Origin of the sequence: Spirosoma taeanense, assembly GCF_013127955.1 — a bacterium.
Lineage (GTDB): Bacteria > Bacteroidota > Bacteroidia > Cytophagales > Spirosomataceae > Spirosoma > Spirosoma taeanense.
Genome location: NZ_CP053435.1, coordinates 5,007,612 through 5,030,931 on the forward strand (window position 1 = coordinate 5,007,612; position 23,320 = coordinate 5,030,931).

Below are 23,320 nucleotides of genomic sequence, written 5' to 3' on the forward strand. Positions count from 1 at the left end.
TTGTTAAAGGCTGAGCGTCGAGTCATTTTTGTATCGACCAAGATGCAAAGCAATGACCAAACAGTGGAAGCCACTGACCGACGCCCAGTGGGATGCAATTTCTCCTTTTTTACCACTTGATCGTCAGCGGACTCATGATTTGCGACAGATTGTTAACAGTATTTTGTGGCTGCTACGCACAGGATGCCAATGGCGCAATCTGCCTACCGAGTGGCCTAATTGGCAAACCGTCTATTACTATTTTAGACGTTGGAAACAGGATGGTACTTTTGGTCGAATCAATCTGGCCTTAAATCAACTTGACCGTAAGCGGGTCGGTAAAGAAGCATATCCATCTGCAGTATGTATTGATTCACAAAGTGTTAAGTTGGCTCCGATGATTTGGGAGAACCGAGGTCTCGACGCGAATAAACGAGTGAATGGCCGAAAAAGGCAACTCATCGTTGACACCCAAGGGCGTCTATGGCTAGCAGATGTCCATTCTGCTAATCAAGCGGATGGCCCTTCAGCCGTATCGATGGTCAGTGACTTACTATGGCTAGTTGGAGAGCGTTTGGAGAAAGTCTACGGTGATCAATCTTATAATGGCGTCTTCGCTCAAGAGTTGGCTAGATGGAGCCTTGATTTTGAAAAAGCGTCTCGTCCTGAATCAACTCTGGGCTTTGTACCCGTAGCCAAACGGTGGGTAGTGGAACGGACCATTGCTTGGACGAATCACTTTCGAAGGATTGTCAAAGATTATGAATACACGATATCATCTTCGGTTTGCTGGCTGTACTTAGCCAACATTCAGATTATATTGCAACGGATCATTTGAATGGCAAAAGATAATTCCCAAACACATTCTTAGCTAGTATAAGTGACCTGCCCCACTAAACTAATCTGAAGTAATGAATTCGTGCGATTTATGGTACTTTATCACTGATTGATCGTCTTGAGGTACACTTAAGTGCAAATGGTCTTTGCGCTACGTTGGACTAAAACCGGAACCGCGCCGGTGGACCGTAAAAGTACGGTTGTTCAGGTATTGCCGAACTGCGTCGGTTGCGCCAATTTGAGGGAGAGAAACAGCAATTGGAAACTGGTGGCAGATTTTTGATTAGATAAACAAATGCATCAGGATGTCATTAAGAAGCTTTATCAGGTTACTAACCGTCGGCAAAGGTGCCGTCACTAAAGTAGCCTAAATAAATGTTCTGCGTTTCATGACTGATAGGAATGAGTCTCTAATTGCTTTTAGGGTGGCAATTATTGAAGATACAGTCAAGCGCCCGCACTGGAAGAAAACCTTTTATTGAGCGGATCAACTCTGCTTTAGCTGTTGCCGGGGGTCTTTGTATTATTAGAAACCTCGGCGCATCAATTTAGCTGGCCTGTCCTTTTAATTGATACCCCAGCGCCACTAACAGTAATAGCAGGGCTACGAAACCCAGCGCCACAGAGAGGGAAAAATGGTAGGCTATAAACCCCAGTAAAGCCGGACCAGCAAGAAGACCGGTGTAGCCGATGGTTGTAATAGCTGGTATACTTACGGTTGGCGCAATACCAGGCAACCCAGCAGCTGCGCTGAAAAATAGGGGAACAACGTTGGCTACCCCTAAGCCCAGCAACACAAAGCCAACCAGTCCCCCCCATACCCAGGGACTCATAACAGCGATTAGTAAGCCGACTGCGCCAAGTAAACTGCCCCCCACTACGACCATTTTACCAGTCAGGCGTGCTACGAGCTTATCGCCTACCAATCGCATTATCGCCATGGCTACCGAAAAAGCTGCGTAGCCCGCTCCAGCAAGGGTTGCATCAATTCCTTTTATATCCCGCAAAAAGACGGCACTCCAGTCAAGGATAGCGCCTTCTGCTAAAAAAACGGCAAAGCACATAATCCCCAGGAACACTACACTACCATGCATCCACTTGAATCGCTGCTTACTTTCTGTTGGCTTCTCATCTCGGGTAGAAAACCTGACCATAACTTGCCGCTCGACTTCAGCAGAGAATAAATACCTGTACTGGGTCAGCGTAATGAGGATCATTAGCGCAGCAATACCCATTATAGCGTAGAGGGGGTTGAGACCCATCTTAATTAAAAAACCTAAGCCCAGTGAACCAAGTAGTCCCCCTACACTAAAGAGACCGTGCAGAGACGACATAATGGGACTTCCGTATACGTTCTGCACTTGTACGCCATGCGAGTTCATAGCTACGTCAATGGCACCGATAGCCGAACCAAATATAAAGAGGGTTATCGCCATAGTTGCTGTAGAGGAGAGCAACAGGAGCAACGGCAGGGCAAGCGCCATGATTAGCGAAGCACAGGCCATGATCAGGCGACTCCCGAAACGACTCACCAGCAAACCCGAAATAGGCATCATCAGCATAGCCCCGGCACCTAGCAATAATAGTAACAAGCCCAGACTAGCATCGTTTAGAGCTAAACGATCTTTAGCAGAGGGAACCATCGGAGCCCAGCTAGCCATGCCCAAACCGCAAACCAGAAAAATTAATTTAGTAGCTAATCGGGCCTTTAATACCTGTTCTGTTGGCATTACCAATCCTATCTTCATACTGCAGGGCCATTTTTGTTTATTCTGTGGCAATAGCCAGCTACGTTCAAGCGTACGCTATATCGGCTAAAACAAATAGCGTCGTGTTAACTGGTACTCCTTAATACAAATGCTAAAGGCCCTTTCATGAAAGGGCCTTTAGCATACCAATACCTATAACAGCTTTAGCCCTGCACGTTGTCCGACGTCAGCTTAGCACCTAAGTACTCACGGTTCATGCGGGCAATATGGTCGAGCGAAATTGACTTGGGGCACTCTACCGAACACGCACCCGTAAATGAGCAGGCACCAAATCCTTCGACGTCCATCTGAGCAACCATCCGCTCGGCCCGCTGCTGGCGCTCGGCCTGCCCCTGCGGCAGAACCGCAAAGTGCGAGACCTTAGCCGCGACGTACAGCATCGCCGATGCGTTTTTGCAGGCCGCTACGCAGGCCCCACAGGCGATACACTGAGCAGCGTCCATGGCCTCGTCGGCAACGTTACGTGGAATTGGGATTTCGTTAGCGTCAGGAGCCGAGCCGGTGTTCACCGAGATATAGCCGCCGGCCTGTGCCACCCGGTCAAAAGCTGTACGATCAACAATCAGGTCTTTAATGATCGGGAATGCGCGTGCCCGCCACGGTTCAACAACAATCGTATCCCCATCATTAAACGAACGCATATGCAACTGGCAGGTTGTGGCGCCAGTTTGCGGGCCATGCGCCCGGCCATTAATATACATACTGCAGGAGCCACAGATGCCTTCGCGGCAGTCGTGGTCAAATGCAATAATTTCCTCGCCTTTTTTGGTCAGTTCGCCGTTCAGCACGTCAAACATTTCCAGAAACGACATATCCGGCGATATCTTATCAAGTTGATATTCAACCAGCTTGCCGGGGGTATCATTATTTTTCTGTCTCCAGACTTTCAGTGTGATCTTCATCTTCTAAAGGTTGTAAGCTTGCTGCGTTACGGAGTGCTCAGTTGATTACTCAGCCACTCCCTAAACCTAACAAGGCTTATTTATAGCTCCGCTGCGTCAGCTTCACGTTTTCAAACTCCAGGTTCTCTTTATGTAAGATTTCTGCTTGGTTATCACCCGTGTACTCCCAGGCCGCTACATAGGTGTAGTTGGCATCATCGCGCAGCGCTTCGCCCTCTTCCGTCTGGTATTCCTCCCGGAAGTGACCACCGCAGGACTCATTCCGGTTCAGAGCATCATCTACCATCAGCTCGCCGAGCTCCAGAAAATCGGCCACTCGTCCGGCATGTTCGAGCGACTGGTTCATTTCTTCAGCATCGCCCATCACCCGAACGTTCGTCCAGAACTCCTTACGCAAGTCCTGAATCATGCCCTTGGCTTTCTTCAGACCCTCTGCATTACGTGACATTCCGCAGTAATCCCACATAATGTGGCCTAATGCCTTGTGAAAATCATCGACGGTTTTATCGCCCTTGATAGACAGCAGCCGGTTATTCATCTCATGAATACGCTCCTCAGCCTCCTTGAATGCCGGATGGCTTTCGGGCAGTTTATCCGCCGGACCAATCGTTGCCAGATAATCCCCAACGGTATAGGGAATCACGAAGTAGCCATCTGCCAGCCCCTGCATCAGAGCCGATGCCCCCAGGCGGTTGGCGCCGTGATCGGAGAAGTTTGCTTCGCCCATGGCATACAGCCCCGGAATGGTCGTCATCAGATTGTAATCAACCCACAGGCCACCCATTGTATAGTGAACAGCCGGGTAAATCATCATTGGCGTTTCGTATGGATTATCGCCAATGATTTTTTCATACATTTCGAACAGGTTCCCGTATTTAGCTTCAATCGTCTTGCGGCCATCGCGTTTAATGGCATCCGCAAAATCCAGATAAACGGCAAGCCCTGTCGAAGCTACACCCCGCCCTTCATCGCAGACATACTTGGCGTTCCGCGACGCAACGTCGCGCGGCACCAGGTTACCAAAAGAGGGGTACCGGCGCTCAAGGAAATAATCCCGGTCGTTTTCAGCAATGTCATTTGCCTTTTTCTTCCCCGTCCGAATTAGCTCAGCGTCTTCTTTATTCTTGGGAACCCATACGCGTCCGTCATTCCGCAGCGACTCCGACATCAGTGTCAGCTTGGACTGATAATCCCCTTTTACCGGTATACACGTCGGGTGAATCTGCGTATAACAGGGGTTACTAAACAGCGCACCTTTCTTGTGCGCCCGCCAGGCTGCCGTTGCATTGGAGTTCATCGCATTTGTCGACAGATAGAAGACGTTACCGTAGCCACCCGTACAGAGCAGCACGGCATGAGCCGAATGCGATTCTATTTTACCCGTAATCAGGTTGCGGGTTATAATGCCGCGCGCTTTGCCATCGACCACAACAAGGTCAAGCATTTCGGTCCGGGTGATGAGTTTTACCTTACCCGTAGCCACTTGTCGGCTCAAGGCATGGTAAGCGCCCAGCAGCAGCTGCTGACCGGTCTGACCCCGGGCATAGAATGTTCGCGACACCTGCGCGCCACCAAACGAACGGTTGGCCAGTAGCCCACCATATTCGCGAGCAAACGGAACGCCCTGCGCCACGCACTGGTCAATGATATTGACACTGACCTCAGCCAGGCGATAAACGTTGCCTTCGCGAGCGCGGTAATCACCCCCTTTAATTGTATCGTAAAACAACCGAAACACGCTGTCGCCGTCGTTCTGGTAGTTTTTAGCAGCATTGATACCACCCTGAGCCGCAATAGAGTGCGCCCGGCGGGGACTATCATGGAACGTAAACGCTTTCACGTTATAGCCCAGCTCAGCCAGCGACGCAGCCGCTGAAGCCCCGGCTAAGCCCGTGCCAACAACAATTATATCGTACTTACGCTTGTTCGCCGGGTTAACCAGCTTCAAGGCGAATTTATGCCGTGCCCATTTTTCGGCTAACGGACCCTCGGGAATCTTTGAATCCAGGTTCATAATCTACTTGAGAAAGAGTGAAGGAGTATATGAGCGAAGAAGTGCATACGTCTGAGCCGCTATTCACCGATCTGCTCATATACTCTTTATAGTATCCCGTGAACTTTCAAAAATATGTAAACCGGCATGGCCGCAAATGCAGCAGGAATAAGAACTGCAAAAAAATACCGGCCAATGTTCTCAATAAGAGGAGTGTATTTTGGGTGGCGAATACCCAGCGACTGAAAGCCGCTTTGGAATCCATGTGCCAGGTGATAACCCATTGCCACCATCGATATTACATAAATCAGAACGTACCACCACTGCGAGAAAGCTTCCTTCACGACCGCATACAGATCTTTGTATTGTTTGCCATCGTATTCAGCCATGGGCACTGCGCCAAAGTGCATCTCGTACCAGAACGTACGCATATGGATAACAATAAACACCAGGACAATTGTGCCCAGAATCCCCATGTTTCGCGACGACCACGGGCTGTTCGCTTCCGGGTGACTGTACGCATACTTAACCGGACGCGAAGCCTGATTGTGGCGCGTTAGAACCAAAGCCATCAGCGCGTGCACCAGAATAGAGGTGTAGAGCAGGTATGAGATGGTAATGATGAGCGGATTGTGCGTCATAAAGTACGTGTACTCGTTAAACGCCCGCCCGTTATCGCCCTTGAATAGCTGTAGGTTACCAGCCATATGAACGATCAAAAACGAACTTAAAAAAAGTCCCGTCAGCGACATGATAACCTTGCGACCGAGGGAGCTGGATAGTGTTTGTGTTACCCAAGCCATATGGTAGACGACACGAAAATTTAATGGTAAACGGTTGAAAAAAAGCCGTTTTAAACGGCGCATCAAAACTAAGCCACAAACCCGATGCAAACAAGGTTATAGTCTACTTTCACCGTGTTTCCGTCTAATTTACCAGCTGAAGAAATCCCACAAACCAACAGGTTTTCGTAACGGGCTGTTCCCAGTTTTTGTTTAGTTAAGCCCATAAGCGCTATACAGCTTTTACCTCGGTCCAATACCTAATTTTCAAACAAAGGAGGGCAATATCCCTTATATACTAAGAAACTCTATAACAGCCAGTTAACTAGCCAGAATGATTATTTCTTGAATAAGTGCAAAACGTGGCTTTATTTTGCAACAATTCTAACTCATCAACGCGCGTATTTACTTAAAACCTGTCTGTCAGCGTTTCAGCATATGAAAGCATACGTATTTCCTGGCCAAGGCTCTCAATTTCGGGGCATGGGACTTGAGCTCTATCAACATTCTGTAGCCGCCCGTCAACTGTTCGATCAGGCCAATCAGATAGTAGGCTACGACTTAACCCGCATCATGTTTGAAGGAACTGAGGAGGAGCTGAAGCAAACCATTTATACGCAGCCCGCCGTATTCCTACATGGAGTGGCCTTAGCGCTCACAACTGAGACATTTGCTCCTGATATGGTAGCGGGTCACTCCCTTGGTGAATTGTCAGCCTTGACGGCCGCTGGGGTGCTGTCGTTTGAAGATGGGCTTCGCCTGGCCTCAATCCGGGCAACCGCCATGCAGCAAGCCTGTGAACTGGCTCCTTCAGGGATGGCAGCTGTGCTGGGTTTAGCCGATGAGGTTATCGAACGCATATGCGCGAAAATTGAGGATGAGATCATTATCCCGGCCAACTACAATAGTCCCGGCCAGGTTGTTATTTCGGGAAGCCTGGAAGGAATCCGGCTGGCAAGCGAAGGCCTGAAGGAGGCTGGTGCCAAGCGCATCATACCTTTGCAGGTAAGTGGCGCGTTTCATTCGCCCTTTATGGAACCAGCCCGGACGCAGTTTGCGGAGGCCGTTGAAACAACCGGCTTTAACGCACCTCGTTGTCCAGTTTACCAGAATGTCAGCGCGCAGGCAGTTACATCTCCGGCTACCATCAAAGAAAATCTGATTGCGCAACTCACGGCTCCTGTCCGCTGGACACAGTCGGTTGAGAACATGGCTGCCGCTGGAGCCACTGAATTTATTGAGTGCGGACCCGGAAAAGTGTTGCAGGGACTGGTAAAAAAGATTATTTCAACAATTGGAGTTGCAACGGTCTAATTGCTGATTTTCAGCGAAAAACGCCGTTAAATGCTCAGCGAGTTATATTTTTTTAAGGCTTTGACTTGTTTTTGACCCATCAAGCCTGCTATATTTGCACTCGCAATTGCCCGATCGTCTAAGGGTAGGACGACAGATTTTGGTTCTGTTTGTGGAGGTTCGAATCCTTCTCGGGCAACTTAAGCCGCTCAGCTTAGCTGAGCGGCTTTTTTCATTAAAAACAAATTAAATCTTAATATTATAATAAATTTTCGATAACATTCAGTGTCGTTTCTTTGGTAACTACACAAAAATAACTTCCTTTGCTAAAAAAGTCATACAGAGTGACATAAACTTACCAGTTTGTGCATGCCAGAGACTTTTTGGATGCAACGATCGTTTATTAGTAAGACCGTTTTTTACAAAAACAATTAATTTCCAGTAGCGTTTAAGTTGATTAACTGGCAGACATGCTCTGCTTTGGAGAGTCAGATAGTGCTAATGTGACCGTCTACGCAGGTTTACGTCAGACAATTGTAATCTTTTGGATTTTAATGCATTTCAAATACATGGAGAAAGACGAAAAGGTCAGACGGAATCGCGCCAAAACCACCCAGCGCATCGTCGAAGCATTGGAAGAAGTTATTGCTGAGCGTGGACTGGAAGGTGTGGGTGTGAACCGCGTGGCTGAAAAAGCAAATGTCAGTAAGGTGCTTATTTACCGTTATTTCGGCGGTATGGAAGGCTTACTTGAATATTACGTCAAGATGGGAAAACTCTTCCCGGTGTTTAATCCCGCTGTATTGGATCAAATTCGGCCATTGCATGATTCAGACGTAGCCCGGATCTGGTATCGGCAGGTTATTCAAACGTACCGGTATTTCCGTACGTTTAAGGCAGCCCGTGAGATTCTGAAAGCAAGCGTTATTGAGAACGATTCAATTGCAGAAACAACTGCAAGAGCTCAGGACGAAGAAATGACGCGGCTGGTTGAGCAACTTTCCTTCGTGAAAGGAGCGGATACTCAAGCCATATCAGCGATCATTCTGGGTGCAATGAGCTACCTGACTATTCTGGCCCAGAACGACCGTACTATGATCAGCATTGATTTACGGAGCGAAGAAGGCTGGAAACGGATTGAGAACGCTGTTAAAGCAATTTACATTGCTCTCAATAAAATGGCTATTCAGTCGAAAGAAGTTCAGCTGGAACTGCAATCGGCTCATCTACCGATGGCTCAATGGTGAGCTTTCGCTGAAGACCGACTCTATACTAACAGGCCGTAATTTATGAGGTTAGCCTTCTATAGGCGAGATACTCATAAGTTACGGCCTGTTGCGCTTATTGTTAATCATAGTTCGCGAAATTGTTACTCGGGGTTATAAGTTAGCTGAACCACTACTGCCTGAGCGCCATCCCGATTAGAGCGCTGCCATCCAATGGCTAATGGCAAATGCTTACCCAAGTATACCTCCGCGCCTAGCACAAGTTGCCCCAAATCGTGCGTTCCCGAAATCCAGTCGCCCAGCAAATGAAACTTCTGGTAAAAAATCCCGGCATCAAACCCCGCCTGAAAACCCGTCTTGGGACCCTCACCCAGATAACGAGGATTAGCGGTATATCCGCCTAAGGACCAGTTATAGTGTTCATCATGTAATGAGCCGGCCACATGGATGTAAAGGTAGCCTACCAGCTTCGGTCGGGTCGTAGGAGTTAAATTCAGACCACCCTGTGCCCCAATGGCCACTTCTAGGTGTTCGTTCAGGTCGAAAGCTTTCTGTGTATTGAGCAGTAACAGCGGCCCGAACGCTTTCTGCTGACTTGAATCGTTACGAACAAACCGTCGTTCGTCCGGTTGGTAACTAAGGTTATACAGGTTCGCACCAACTTCCCATTCTCTACCTAACCCATAATTAATTGTAGTTGCCGAACGATACAGGTCGGCGAAATTGATCTGTTGCTGAACCGCTACTTCATGTTGCCCAACGATATCGGATGAGGGCACATTAAAGTAGGTTTGCTGAGCATAAACCAGCTCTGATAAGCCGAGAAGAAAAAGGAAGGTAATACCGAAGGCAGGTAACTGTCCAGGCTGCATCATAGCGATAGCTGTAAGAAGCTGAAGCTATTCAACCGCTAGAAAGTGAAGATGTTGCTGGACATTGGTATTTTGTGAATAATACCCCTTTTGATTTTCTTCGGCTCCAAAATACCATAAAAAGACCCAAGCACTTTATGTCTGCCTGGGTCTTTAATACAAACTAGTATAGGCTTACTGTTGCGCGACTGCCGACTTGCGGGTACGAACTTTTTGTAGTACCCACTGGCCCACTTTTTCGCCTTCCAGGGCCCCATTAACCAGTGCCGACCGATAGTGGATTCCACCGTAGAGCCGGCTGATACCAGCTTCGCGGGCAGCATCATTAAATGATTTAAACGACCGTACACCATGGCCATACCTGAATTCGGTTGAATCGGTAAAGGCAATGTTATCACCAATCAAATTGGTTAACACGGTTGCTGCTGCGGCCGAAATAACGCTGTGTCCGCTTGGGTATTCCGGAAATGGAGGGGTTTGTAAAAACGGCGTCCATTTGGGATCGAAGATTTTATTGATGACTGTTTCGGGCCGGACCATATTACTCCGGTATTTTTCATCCCAGCAGGAAATAAACCCATCGGTCAGAGCAAACGAGGTAAGGGCATATGCTTCAACAGTCTGCTGCATACTCAGCTTTTTCTGGCGAGCCACGGTCTGCGCGATAGCCAGCCAATGCCCCCCGGGGGTCATTTTCTTGGAGGCATACGATACGTGGCCGGCTACATTCATGACAAATGAGTTGTCGTCCCAGAAATAAGCGATATCCTGTCGGTTTTTGTCTAATTGCTTACCAATCTGGTATACTTCCTGAACTTCCTGCTCGTAAGGACTTCCTTTTGTGAGACTAAAAGCAAGCGGCCGGGGCGGCATGAATTGATTACAGGTGTCCATTGCCCAGCAGCGAAGTTTGTTCCATTGTGGCTCAGCAGCATCCATATAGGCCGGAGGAGTTGGCACCCATGTCCCTTCCTCATTCGTCACCGTATGTTTAAACCCCCGCGTCTGCTTGTAATTATCTTTAGCGGCATAGTCCAGAACATGCTTGGCAATTGCTTCGCCGTAGGCCATCGAGCGCTCATATACTTCGTCAGGAACTCCATCCGTTTTATACTGCTCATAAAATGGCTTTTCGAATTCATCATAAAAATCCGCTGTGAACGTCAGGGCGCGGGCCACGGTCAGAAAAGCGCGGGTGCTGGCCAGCGGAAAGCAGTACTCTTTACCCGCTTCCGGCTTCGGTCCGGCCTGAAAGCGCTTTAATTTACCCGCCAGCGATTCATATTGCGCATCAAAGGGCGCTAGGGCTTCGTAACCCGCCAGATTAGCGTAGGCGTATATCCGGCTGGCAACCGGGGGCGAAAATATATCGTGAATAACCACCTCCGTCAGCTTGTTAATGGCTGCGTTGTAGTATTCGGGATTGGCAGCTTTGGCGTTGTATTCAGCCGGTGTTGCGGACTTCCGGCAACCAGCAACGCTGACCAGGAGCAGGGCAATGAGCCAACTAAATCGAAACGAACAGTTCATAAAGCAAGAGACTGGTTAAAGCAGAAGTTGATGGTTGTTTCGCAAAATCTATTCTTACAAAATTAAATGAAATTATCGGACTTTTCGATGATAAATCCACTAAAACGTTTATCCTTATTTATTCATACGCAGCAACTGCACAGCTTCGCCGTTACGTGCAACCGCTATTAGAAGCCCCCGTGCTGTCCGGACCGGACAAATATCGCGTACCTCTCCATTCAGCAGAAACCCAGTCGTAACTGGTGATAAGGCTGTGAATTGCCCGTTGCCATCATTACGAAGCACCAGCCCGTATCCTGCATCGTAACGACCCTGATAAGTATTCGCCCCGTAAAAATTGCCTCCACCCAGTACGTCGAGGTCGCCATCGTGATCAATGTCCATCGGGTAAAGCGCGAACAGTTTGCTTACCTGCGCCAGCATGGGCAGTTCTTTCACGACAAACTTCCCGCCCTGATTTTCGAGGTAAATCGAAGCGAACTGGTTAACCGTAAACTCTTCGGAGTTTTCCAGTTCGTCCGTTTTCAGGATCTCATCCAATGGCTTGCCGGCAAAGGAGGTGTAGTCCGTAAAGCGCTTGTTAATGATGCCGGGCATTTGCTTACCCAGTTCATCTTTAAAAGCCAGCGGAAACCAGTCTTTACCCCGGTTATACGCGATGATCTGCTCAACGTTCTGGTTATTGTCGATATCCTTTACCCACATCCGAAGCTGCGAATCGGGCGATTTGCGCAGTTTTGTATTCGTACCCAGGTTGGCCGCCATCAGGTCCAGGTCGCCATCCCGGTCGAAATCGGCGGCTATAATCCGTTGGTAGAAGCCGCTGAGTGGTGTATCATCGGCGGTAATAGGTTTTACTTCCGTAAACCGACCTTTATCGTTAGCGAAAATGCGCACCGGCATCCAGTCGCCCACCAGAATCAGATCGGTATCCTTATCGCCGTCATAATCTGCCCAGATAGCATCCGTAATCATACCTGCTTTTCGAAGTCCGGTTGCCAGTTTATCCGTCTGATCGGTAAAGTGTCCTTTGCCATCGTTCATCAGCAGGTAAGAGTTAGGTGATTTACCGTACGCAAACCCAACGACGCGCCCGCCAACAAACAAATCGAGGTCGCCATCGCCGTCAATATCCTGCGGCCGAACACAGCTTTTGTTGTCGTACATCGGCGGTAAGGCGTTGAGCGAACGGGTGAAATTCCCTTTACCATCATTCAGGTACAGGCGATCAAACTGTTCCATCATTTTATCGTAAAATTCATTCCCTCCCGTTACGACATAAAGGTCCAGGTCTTTATCGCCATCGGCATCGAAGAACCGGGCGTCCACGTCTTCGTAGGTCGAATCGTTGACAAACGCAGGCTGAACGGTTGGTTTAAAACGGCCATCGGACTGCTGCGTTACCAACCTTCCCGGCTGCCATTTTGCCCCGCCCAGGTACATATCCTCCAAACCATCGCCGTTTACATCGCCCACTGCCAGAGGCGGCCCTTCAGTCGAGACCTGGAACGGCATGAGCGGCTCGCGGACAAAATCATAGAACCGTTTGTTTTCCAGATGCCGGTACGGTATCGAATCTGCCATCGTTACGTCGGTAAACAAAGGCTGTGAGGCTGGGGCGGTGTACTGGTAATTGGCTGCGCTGAGCCGGGCATCAGTTTGCCGAAGGGTAAGCAACTGGCCGGTTTTGACGTTTGTCCGCACCTCCATCTGTTGATTGGGCCAGATAACGATCAGCGAATCCACCACCGACCGTTTACCCAGTCCGAACAGCAGTTCCGGCGCTACCGACGATTCAAACCCGCGGGTCGGCATCAGTTGCTGCACCTGAAGCGAATCCTTGTACTTCAGAATCACCTTTGCCCCTACCCCAAACGTATTGGGCGCAACGCCCTTCAGCCGAATGCTTAGGTGTTTATTATCAGGGAAAAACTCATTGGCGTGATTACGATACAGACCGGCCGGATCATCGATGTTATTCGTTACCAGGTCGAGGTCACCATCGTTATCGAGGTCGGCATAGATGGCGCCATTTGAAAACGATGGCGTCTCAAAACCCCAGGCTTCGGACTTGTCTTCAAACCGCAGACTGGACGTTCCCCGGTACAGATAGTTGTGCACCTTACCCGCAGGCATCAGCTTTATGGCTCGCTCGTCGAGTGCCGCCGACGTTTCCATAGCGTAACGTAACGAATCGTCGGATGCAAACTTGACGTAATCGAGATTATTAGGCCGGTGTACTATCCCGTTGGATATGAACAGGTCTTTTACTCCATCGTTATCGTAGTCAGCCAGCAGGGGCGACCAGCTCCAGTCGGTTGCGGCAACGCCCGCCATCGCACCGACATCCATGAATTTTTTCCCGGACAGACTGAGCTGTAAACAGTTCCGGCTGTACTGATTCATGTAGCCGTAAGCCAGCTTGTACTGGTAAATGTCGAGCGGGTCCTCACCCAGCGACGATTTTTCGACAGCTTCGTCTTCCGGATACATGTCGAGCGTAACCACGTCGGCAAAACCATCGTTGTTTACGTCGGCGACATCGTTACCCATTGAAAATCGGCTGGTATGCTGGAAAGCCTTCCTGACACTCTCCGTAAAGGTGCCGTTCTGATTATTGACGTAATAGTAGTCGTCCTCGTGGAAATCGTTCGAGACATATAAATCCTCCCAGCCATCGTTGTTCAGATCGGCTACCGAAATTCCCAGCCCGTAGCCCATGGCGGCCCCGTAAATGCCCGCTTTTTCGCTTACGTTCAGGAACCGGGCAATTTTCCCGGCTGGTGCCTTGCCCGCTTTAGTAATGAGCTGGCTTTCATACAAATAATCGCCCGATTCATTGTTGCGGAGATTACGAGCCGTTACGCGGTCGTAACTGCGGGAAGTATGAACGGCATGGTTTAGCAGATAGCAGTCCAGATCACCATCGTGGTCGTAATCGAAGAAAGCGGCCTGCGTCGAAAAGCCCGTAAAGTCTAGGCCATAGTCGGCGGCTTTTTCGGTGAATGTACCGTCGCCGTTATTGATATAAAGCTCGTTCGCTCCTTCCAGCCCCCGAAAGTTACCGACTGCACACACGTAAATATCCAGGAAACCGTCGCCATTTACGTCGGCCATGGTCGAGCCGGTTTGCCAGTCCGAAAAACCTTCGACACCTGCTTTGGCGGTAATGTCCTCAAACTTAAAATTTCCCTTGTTCAGGTACAGCTTGTTTTTGCCCTGATTGGAAACAAAGTACAGATCCGTAAGTCCGTCGTTGTTGATGTCGCCCGCCGACACCCCCCCGCCATTGTAGAAATACAAATAATCAAGGATGTTTAATTTTTCACTCGGTAGGAGGTGATTGATAAAGCCTACGCCCGTTTTGGTTGAATCGAGGACTTCAAACAGTTGTTTTTCGGATTTGAACGAGTTACAACCCGCCAGCACCAGTGTACAGGCGACTGCTAAAAAAACAATGCGTTTCATGGATACGAAATGAATGACGGGGTATGAACAGGCGCTGTTCATTGTTCACTTTTCATTAAAAATACCTGCACCCGGTCGTTATTTTTGGCCAGGATAAATTGACCCTGCTTCAGACGGGCCATTCGCCGAACCTGTCCGCGCACAAAAAATCCGGACTGCGCTGGATTGATCGATGTATAGCGGATTGTACCATCACTGGCTTTTCCGGTATTGCGTAGTATGACCCCATAACTACCATCATAACGACCAATTTCGGGTAATACGTCGAAGAAATTACCCGTCAGAGCAAGGTCGGTGCGTCCGTCGCGGTCGTAATCCACGAACGCCACGCCACAAACCGGCGATAATTGAGCATCGGCTGGTAGCGGCTGAAAGGTCAGCTTACCCCGGCCATTATTAATTAGTAGCGCTGTTGCTCCTGTAAAGACTTGCCTTTTAGTAGCCAGCGCCAGTTCTTTCTCGTCGAAAATTTCATTTAGTTTCTTTCCGGCGTAGTCGCTGAATTTAACGTATTTCTTTTTGATTGAAGGCATCTGCTTCTGCAGATCAGCCTTCAGCACCATCGGGTACAACTCACCGGTTTCGTCCGCGCAGTTGATAATCTCCTCCATCGTGCCGTTCTGGTCGAAGTCACCAGTGTACAGCTCTGCGGGGGTAGTCTGCGTAGCCCGAATTCGGGAGTTCAGCCCCAGATTCCCCACAACCAGGTCCAGATCGCCATCGCCATCCGCGTCGCCCGCCCGAACGCAGTTCCACCAGCCGTTCGTTTTCAGGGCTTCGCCTTTCGCATCGGTAATAGCCAGGGCGGGGTTTTCCTCAAATCGGCCGCGTTTATTCTCAAACACCCGCACCGGCTCCCAATCGCCCACCGTAATCAGTTCGGGGTATTGGTCGCCATTGAGATCGGCCCAAGTTGCCGCCGTCACCATGCCTAATTGCTCAGCGTTGGGCAGCGACCGTTTGGTGTAGTTTTTAAAGTTGCCCGTTCCATCGTTAGTCAGCAGGTAACTGGCGGGCGATTTTCCGTACTGACCCGGCACCAGCCGGGAGCCTACAAATAAATCCAGATCGCCGTCGTGGTCGAAATCAGCAGCCACCACGCACGAGCCGCTGGCTTTCAGGTTCGGCAGACTTCCGTCGGCCGAGCGGGTAAAGTTTCCCTTACCATCGTTCAGATACAACCGGTCGAGCAAATCATCCGATTCGGCTTCGTACTCGTTGCTGCCCGTCACGACGTAAAGATCAAGATCCTTGTCATTATCTGCATCGAACAGGATGGCGTCAACGGCCTCGGCAGTCGTGTCCTGCCGCATGGCAAGGGGCGTCTTATCAGTAAATTTCCCACCCGCCTGCTGCATATACAGCCGCGCACCCTGTCCGCTGGCTCCGCCCAGATAAACATCGTCGAGACCGTCACCATTGACGTCGCCCGTAGCAAGCGCGGGTCCTTGTGTCGAGAGTTGAGATTTCAGGAGCGGATCACGGTTATAATCCACAAAGTTGCTTTCGCGGTGTACGAAAGTTAATCCAGAAGCTGCCGTATTATCCCGAAAAATCGGCTCGGTTTGTACAGACGGCTTCCAGACCTGGTTGGCGTCCCGCTGACGAAGCGTTAATAGCTGATTAGCTTTAGGCCGACGGATGGTCTGCATCCGCTCCGGTTCCGTTCCCTGGCCGGGCCAGACAACCACGACCGAATCGATCCGGGGTAAATTACCCGATATAGTCTGGCCCAGGCCAAAGACCAGATTCAGGTCTACAGACGATTGAAAACCGCGGTTCGGCATTTGTTGTAACACCTGTACCTGACCGCCCTGGTGCAAAAAAACCCGCGCACCAATCGCGTTCCGATTCAGGCCAGTGCCTTCCAGTTTTATTTTCAGATAGTTTGCGGCTCTTTTTTCCCGCGCTTGATTCTGGTAAACCGATACTGGTGAATTAACGTTGTTGACAATCAGGTCCAGATCGCCGTCATTGTCCAGATCCCCGTAGGCCGCCCCGTTCGAGAAACCTGGCTCCGATAACCCCCACTCAACAGCTTTGTTGGTGAACTGAAGATTACCCTCGTTCCGAAATGCGTAGTTCGGGACCGCTTCGGAGGGAGCCATATCCAGGAATTTCTTGAAATTGAACGCCCCCTGCCGGGCAATCTGGGCCATGTTCTCCCGGTCGGCGAGGAAGTTCACGAAATCCTGATCCGTTACGTCTTTTGCAATCCCATTCGCTACAAAAATGTCTTTGCGCCCGTCGTTATCCATGTCGAAGATCAGGGCGCCCCAACTCCAGTCGGTGGCCTCAACGCCCGCAAACCGGGCTACATCGCTGAACATAGGCAGGTTACCGTTATCCGGCTGATTGCCGCGGTTCAGGTGCAGCATATTCTGCATAAACTGGTAATGAAAATCGCGGTCAACCTTGATCTTTTCCAGATCGTGACTTTCAAACGTGGAGACCTTTTTCAGCCGCCGATCGTTGCCGGGCAGCATATCGGTAATGAAGATATCGAGCTTACCATCGTTGTTGATATCTGCTACGTCGGCACCCATTGACGACAGGCTCGTGTGGGGCATGGCGTCTTTTATCGACTCCCGAAATGTACCGTCGTGGTTATTAATGTAGAGATAATCACGCTCGTAGAAGTCGTTGGAGATGTAAACGTCCGGCCAGTTGTCGTCGTTAACGTCGCCAATGGTTATGCCCAGTCCGAAGCCAATCAAACTTCCATAAATGCCCGCCTGCTCCGAAACATCTTCAAATACTGGGGAAACCGCAACGAGTGAACCAGCTCGGGTCAGCTTACCGTTCGCCCGTTCAACCATCAGGTTTTTAAACAGTTTATGCCCGCCGAGGGAATCACGCTGATCGCGGATGTTCGCGTATTGTAGACGACCAACTGGAATGAAGCTATTGTTCAACAGATACATATCCAGATCGCCATCGCGGTCGTAATCGAAGAAAGCCGCGTGGGTCGAAAAGCCGCCGTCAACCAGGCCGTATTCTACGGCCCGCTCCGTAAACGTTGGCACGCCATTAGCGTCGTTACCGTTATTGATAAACAATTCGTTCCCCCGTTTATCCCCTGCCCGGATGCCCGCGTTGCAGACGTAAAGGTCCAGTCGGCCATCGCCGTTGACGTCGGCAAAGGTAGCGCCGGTACTCCAGGCCCGTTTACCCGCAACGCCTGCTTTGGCCGTAACGTCCTCGAATTTCAGAGCGCTTTTGTCAGCATCCGATTGACCAGACTTGGTTCGGTTCAGATACAGTTTATTCTCGCCCATGTTGGCGATCAGAAATACATCGGACAAACCATCGCCATTGACATCGCCGATGGCAACGCCCCCGCCATTATAGAAGTTACGATAATTGAAGATGTTAAAATCTTTATCGTCAATGACGGTGTTGGTAAAGCGAATATTTGTCTCGTCGGCCGATAATTTCTGAAAAAGCGGGTCTGAATCTTCTTGTTGCCCGGGGCGGCAACTGGCCAGCAGAGTGATCGCCAATAAAACTAAACCAATGCGCATCTGCACAAGTGTAAAAACAATACTATACTGTTAAGGAGTCTCAAGAGAAGGGTTTAGGAATAGCCAAGGGACTACAAAACTAACGAAATCCAGTTAACATTTAGCCGTTTTCGGGTAATTAATTGGCTTTTAATCAGCCTTCTAAACAAAACAGCAGACCCACTTGAGTCTGCTGTTTTGTTTAGAAGGTCAACGTCTTAATAACCCGGATTTTGTTTTAAGCCGGGATTCAACGAAAGCTGATCATTCGGAATCGGGTACAAGTAATAACGCTTATCCGGATCTTGAGCTTTAAACCGCTTCGGGCTACCGAAGGTATCAAATCGAATCTGATCCTGACGACGGTGCAATTCCCCGGCTAGCTCACGACCCCGCTCAGCAAGAATATTTTCAGCTGTCAGAGTCGTAAAGTTTGGCATACCAGCTCGCGCCCGGATAACGTTTATGTCAGCTAGTGCACCAGCCGTATTACCTAACCGGAACTTAGCCTCTCCACGCATTAGATAAACATCACCTAAACGGAAGACGACAAAGTCATTATCCTGCTCGGTAAAGCTGTTATTTTTCTGGATCTCATATTTCTGATAACGGGCGCCTTGTAGTCGACCTTCAGCCCCAGCAGCCAGCACAAATGATTTGATCTCCGGTGTAAACACCATTGGCAGCGCATCATCTCGTAAGGGCGTGCCATCCGCTCTATATTGCTGCCCAACAATCCACATTTTTTTGCGGATGTCATTATCATCGAAGGAATTGTAGAACTCTGTTACGGCTGCGAAACCGTTCCAGGGAGCTGTACCAATGTTGTAAGTCAGCTGGTTCAGGTAATGCAGCGTCTGCATCTGAGGGTGGAATCCACCCCGTTTCGACTTATCGAATGGAGTAGCCAGGATGATTTCCGGCGAGCCTTGATTTTGAACGCTAAAGTTGCTAAAGAAATCACTGGCTAACCTGAATTTACCCGAGTTTATAATCGTATCACAACGAGTAATCGCATTCTGCCAGCGAGGGGTTCCCGTGTAGACTTGGGCATTCAAGTACATTTTTGCCAATATCATATCGACCACGTACTTGTTCATCCGTCCGTAGTAAGCTCCACCAACTGTACTACTTAAGTTCGGGCGAACCGCTAGCAGTTCTTTCTCAATAAAATTGAACACTTCGGTTCGTGTACTTTGCTTAGGCGTTCCGCTACTAACCTGATCAGCAATGATAACATTGCCAAACATATCCATAGCTTCATAATGAAAAAATGCCCTTAGCGCCCTTAACTCAGCTTTAGTAGCCTCATCTTTAATCGTGCCAAGCTGTTGGTTAATTGACGTGATGTTATTGTAACACCAGTTCCAGGGACCATTAAACTGCCCGTTGTCTGTAACAGGGTTCCAGGTGTGCGTGTACAAACGCAACCAGTTGTCACCGTCTTTCCAGTCGCCCCCCCGAGTAGGAACAATCATCTCGTCGGTTGTAGCATTCAGGTTCACTTTGTTACCCCAATAGTCGCCCAAACCATTATAAAGGGGACCAATCAGAGCAGCGGCCTGTGAAGGAGTGCTACCAAACGTACCGCTAGTAGGAATAACGTCATAGGTTGTTTCCGTCAGATCGGTACAGGCTTGGCCTGCCAGCATCAAAGCTGAACAGCCCAGAAGCAATTTTATGTGTACTTTTTTCATAAAAGTCTTTGATAGTTAACTAGTTACAGCGTTTGAGTTAATAAAGCATGTACGCCGTGTTAATCAAAATAGTTTTCACAAACCGGATATGTTTTGTACTAATCCGGCTTGTGAATAGAACACCTTAGAACGTCAGATTTAAACCTAACTGGAACGTGCGGGTTTTTGGATAAACAACGTTTCCGTACCCACCCCCATCTAAGCCAACGGCATTAGGTGCCTGCTGAATAGTGCCATTATTCTGTAAGTCAGCCTTTACCTGTAGCTCAGGATCAATGCCTTTGTATTTGGTAATGATAAACAGGTTATTACCACCAGCATAAATCCGGGCATTAGAGATGTATTTGCTAGCTGGCAATGGGATGTTATAGCCAATCTGCCAGTTATCAAAACGTACAAATGAACCGCTTTCCAGCCAGTTTGTTGACAATACGTTTACACCGTAGTTATTAGGGTAGTCCGTTACGCCTTTCAGCATGTTGGTCTCCAGAATAGAACCCGGAATGAGCAGGTTTGACCGAATGGCATTCAGGATTGTATTACCAAACGTGCCGCGCAGCTGGAAGTATACATCAAATCCTTTGTAGCGGAATGTATTGATAAACGAAGCGTTCAGGAACGGCTGCGGGTTTCCCTGTCTGAGTGGGTTACCGGCTGCAACAGCAGCAGCAGCATCCGCTTTCGATACATCTGTTACCGGCGTGTCACCACTACCTGGCTTTAGCAGAGGTTGACCATCAGCATTGTAAGCTCCCGTAAATGTAGGAACGTTGTTAAACTCGCCCAGCGGCTGACCTGGTGTTAAATAGGAAGCAAATACGTCCGACAGACCACGACCATTAAACGCGTTAAAACGAACCTGCCCATTACTGAACTGATCATTAGACAGCGAAACAATAGTGTTTTTGTTGTAGGCACCTACAACCCGTGAATTCCAGGAGAAATCGCCTTTCTGAATTATATCACCACCAAAAGACAATTCAAATCCGCTGTTGCGCATCGAACCTACGTTAGCCAGAATCGTGTTGGTAAAGTAGGTAATACCATCGGCAGGTACCGAGTACGGATAGAGCATGTCTTTGGTTAGCTTGTTATAATATTCAAGCGTACCTGAGAAGCGGCCACTCAGCAACTGGAAATCCAGACCAACGTTCGACGTTGTTAGTACCTCCCATTTCAGGTTCGGATTCGCGTTCTGCGAAATACCATAACCTGGCAGGAAGTCTCCCAGCGTACCATCGTAGTAGGTACCTTTCTGGCCATACAACTGAATCGAGTTGTAAGCGGCAATACCTTCTGAGTTACCCGTCTGGCCCCAGCCGACACGCAGTTTCAGGAAGTTAAGTGTGTTACCCTTGGGGAAGAAGGGCTCGTTAGTAATAGTCCAGCCTGCACCCACCGATGGGAACACGCCCCATTTGTTGTTGGCACCAAACTTCGAGCTACCATCCCGGCGCACCGTAGCGGTAATGTTATACTTGTCATTCAGATTCAACGCAGCCCGCCCAAAGAAGGAGATCAGCTTCGAGTTGTTGCGGTAGGAAGTAGCGTAGTTGTTACCGGGGTTCACCAGTGTGCCTGAGCCTAGGCCAAGATTACTGTAATTGATCTCAGACGTTACAAAACCACTGTTGGCAGCACCAAACCCATCATTATCAAAATTCTGGTACGAATACCCCGCTAATAACGAGTAGTTGCTGTTCTGAGTGCCAAACCCTTTGATGTAGTTAGCCGTTAGCTCCAGCAACTTCGTATTCGATTCTCTAAAATTTCGGCTAGCACGGCCATTGTTAGCGGCAAATGCTTTGATAGCCGGATTGGTGTAAAAGTTATCAACGGTGTTATCCCGCTGTATCTGACCATTAACGCCAAGTGTCAACCCGTCCAGTATCTCATAGCGCAGATTCATACCGCCCTGCAAATACCGCTGTACGCCGTTGTTGATAACGTTTTCCTGCATGGCAACCGGATTGAATAGATCGAAGCTACCGCCTACCTCATAATACGAGCCGTCAGGATTGCGTACCGGCAATGTTGGCAGGAACGTAACGGCCCGGCCTATGATACCACTGTCATATTTTCTGTTCGTTTCCGAGTACGACAGGTTATACTGAATGTTCAGTCGGTTATCGAAGGCTTTTTGATCAAGGTTAATACGACCTGTTATCCGATCTAGTCCCGTATTTTTGATAATACCGTTCTGATTAATGTAATTAAGCGAACCACGATAGCTGAACGTTGGCGAACCACCCGCAATTGAAAGATCATGGTTGTTGACAGCTCCGTTCTGCGTAACTTCCTTAGTCCAGTCGGTATTATAATTTCCATCCGGAAAACGCTGCTTATCATTTAAGGACGCAGCTCCTTTAATTTTAGTAACAGCATCCCGATACCCTTGTGCGTCCAGCATTTCATACCTTTTTGAGATGGTAGACACCCCAACATAATTATTAAACGAGACCGTTGTTTTACCCGCCTTACCGCGCTTTGTGGTTATTAGGATAACGCCGTTAGCCGCCCGTGAACCGTAAATAGCGGCTGCTGAGGCATCTTTCAGGACATCCATCGACTCGATGTCGGAAGGAGCAATGGTATTGATGGGAACACCAATCATACCGTCAACTACATACAATGGGTCAGAACCACCAGCCAACGAGGTATAACCACGCAGACGAACCGTTGGCTGCTGGTTAGGATCACCTGAAGGAGCAGTAATGACCAGACCGGCTACTTTACCCTGAATGGCCTGCAAGGGGTTGGGGTTCACACCGGCGTTAAAATCTTTCGCCGTAACCTGCGCCACCGAACCGGTCAGGTCTTTCCGTTTTGCCGTACCGTAACCAACGACTACAACTTCTTCAAGAGCTTTTGTATCATCAGCCAGGTTAACATCAACCGTTGAGCGATTGCCAACGGCTACTTCCTGCGTGGTATAACCAATAAAGCTTAATACCAGCGTTGCGTTATCAGGTACGTTGTTGATGGTATAAGTACCATTGGCATCGGTGTTAGTGCCTCGTTGAGTACCTTTAATTTGGACGCTTACACCAGGTAAAGCCGAACCGGTTGGGTCGGTCACTTTACCCGTTACCGTGCGTCCCTGCGCCCATACTGCCTGATTACCCAGCAGTAATACCATTGCCAGCATTGTCAGAAAGCTGAACAGCGCCTTCTGTCCAAATGACCGGGGTTGACTTTGCCCAACCTGACCTACGCAACCGTCGAAACGATTAACTGTGTAGGATTTGTCCATCATAGGTTTACAGTAAAATGTTGAAAATAATAAATGAAATTTTGGTGTTGGAAATACGATTATGCGTCCTTATGCTCATTTCTGTCGCAGCTACTTCAGCACCAAATGCTCTTCAATAACCGGCTGCCTGCGTTATAGTAACCTGGCAGGAAATAATAGAATATAAGCCCGAACCGTAGAGCAAATTACAACACGTGATGTTGAAAATACAAATGC

General features: G+C 49.0%; 13 protein-coding genes and 1 tRNA gene. 4 read left to right on the top strand and 10 right to left on the bottom strand.

All coding sequences use genetic code 11. The annotated features are described in order from the left end of the window. The first annotated feature begins 52 nt into the window (after nucleotides 1-52). Entirely contained in the window at nucleotides 53-817 is a 765-nt protein-coding gene (locus HNV11_RS20770) for an IS5 family transposase (RefSeq protein ID WP_171738357.1), read from the top strand. Nucleotides 818-1,364: 547 nt separating this feature from the next. Here the strand turns inward: HNV11_RS20770 and HNV11_RS20775 are convergent. From HNV11_RS20775 to HNV11_RS20790, 4 genes are all read right to left on the bottom strand, one after another. Next, nucleotides 1,365-2,564: an MFS transporter gene (locus HNV11_RS20775; protein WP_240163607.1), complete on the bottom strand. Its 1,200-nt coding sequence runs from the start codon at nucleotides 2,562-2,564 to the stop codon at nucleotides 1,365-1,367. A gap of 164 nt (nucleotides 2,565-2,728) precedes the next feature. Then, nucleotides 2,729-3,487: a succinate dehydrogenase/fumarate reductase iron-sulfur subunit gene (locus tag HNV11_RS20780; RefSeq protein ID WP_171741489.1), complete on the bottom strand. Its 759-nt coding sequence runs from the start codon at nucleotides 3,485-3,487 to the stop codon at nucleotides 2,729-2,731. A 76-nt stretch (nucleotides 3,488-3,563) separates the two neighbouring features. Continuing rightward, nucleotides 3,564-5,501 carry a fumarate reductase/succinate dehydrogenase flavoprotein subunit gene (locus tag HNV11_RS20785; protein WP_171741490.1) on the bottom strand — a complete coding sequence of 646 codons (1,938 nt, stop codon included), beginning with the start codon at nucleotides 5,499-5,501 and terminating at the stop codon, nucleotides 3,564-3,566. Between the two features lie 86 nt (nucleotides 5,502-5,587). Next, entirely contained in the window at nucleotides 5,588-6,283 is a 696-nt protein-coding gene (locus HNV11_RS20790; RefSeq protein ID WP_171741491.1) for a succinate dehydrogenase cytochrome b subunit, read from the bottom strand. A 417-nt stretch (nucleotides 6,284-6,700) separates the two neighbouring features. Between HNV11_RS20790 and fabD the strand changes: the two genes are divergently transcribed. The 3 genes from fabD (at nucleotide 6,701) to HNV11_RS20805 (ending at nucleotide 8,802) form a co-directional block, all read left to right on the top strand. Beyond that, a complete protein-coding gene (gene fabD / locus HNV11_RS20795; protein WP_171741492.1) occupies nucleotides 6,701-7,576 on the top strand; it encodes an ACP S-malonyltransferase in 876 nt (291 codons plus the stop codon). Nucleotides 7,577-7,683: 107 nt separating this feature from the next. Next, a tRNA-Gln gene (locus tag HNV11_RS20800) sits at nucleotides 7,684-7,754 on the top strand. 355 nt (nucleotides 7,755-8,109) lie between these two features. After that, nucleotides 8,110-8,802: a TetR/AcrR family transcriptional regulator gene (locus tag HNV11_RS20805; RefSeq protein WP_171742265.1), complete on the top strand. Its 693-nt coding sequence runs from the start codon at nucleotides 8,110-8,112 to the stop codon at nucleotides 8,800-8,802. A 122-nt stretch (nucleotides 8,803-8,924) separates the two neighbouring features. Here HNV11_RS20805 and HNV11_RS20810 read toward each other — a convergent pair whose 3' ends face one another. From HNV11_RS20810 to HNV11_RS20835, 6 genes are all read right to left on the bottom strand, one after another. Further along, nucleotides 8,925-9,656: a hypothetical protein gene (locus HNV11_RS20810; RefSeq protein WP_240163609.1), complete on the bottom strand. Its 732-nt coding sequence runs from the start codon at nucleotides 9,654-9,656 to the stop codon at nucleotides 8,925-8,927. Nucleotides 9,657-9,827: 171 nt separating this feature from the next. After that, nucleotides 9,828-11,183 carry a vanadium-dependent haloperoxidase gene (locus tag HNV11_RS20815; protein WP_171741493.1) on the bottom strand — a complete coding sequence of 452 codons (1,356 nt, stop codon included), beginning with the start codon at nucleotides 11,181-11,183 and terminating at the stop codon, nucleotides 9,828-9,830. Between the two features lie 114 nt (nucleotides 11,184-11,297). Continuing rightward, nucleotides 11,298-14,651 (bottom strand): VCBS repeat-containing protein, encoded by a 3,354-nt coding sequence (locus tag HNV11_RS20820; protein ID WP_171741494.1) that lies wholly within the window; start codon nucleotides 14,649-14,651, stop codon nucleotides 11,298-11,300. 38 nt (nucleotides 14,652-14,689) lie between these two features. Then, nucleotides 14,690-18,175 carry a VCBS repeat-containing protein gene (locus tag HNV11_RS20825; protein ID WP_171741495.1) on the bottom strand — a complete coding sequence of 1,162 codons (3,486 nt, stop codon included), beginning with the start codon at nucleotides 18,173-18,175 and terminating at the stop codon, nucleotides 14,690-14,692. A gap of 197 nt (nucleotides 18,176-18,372) precedes the next feature. Continuing rightward, nucleotides 18,373-19,851 (bottom strand): RagB/SusD family nutrient uptake outer membrane protein, encoded by a 1,479-nt coding sequence (locus HNV11_RS20830; RefSeq protein ID WP_171741496.1) that lies wholly within the window; start codon nucleotides 19,849-19,851, stop codon nucleotides 18,373-18,375. Between the two features lie 124 nt (nucleotides 19,852-19,975). Further along, the gene (locus tag HNV11_RS20835) at nucleotides 19,976-23,107 is read right to left on the bottom strand and encodes a SusC/RagA family TonB-linked outer membrane protein (protein WP_171741497.1); all 3,132 of its coding nucleotides are present in this window, start codon (nucleotides 23,105-23,107) and stop codon (nucleotides 19,976-19,978) included. Nucleotides 23,108-23,320 lie beyond the last annotated feature (213 nt).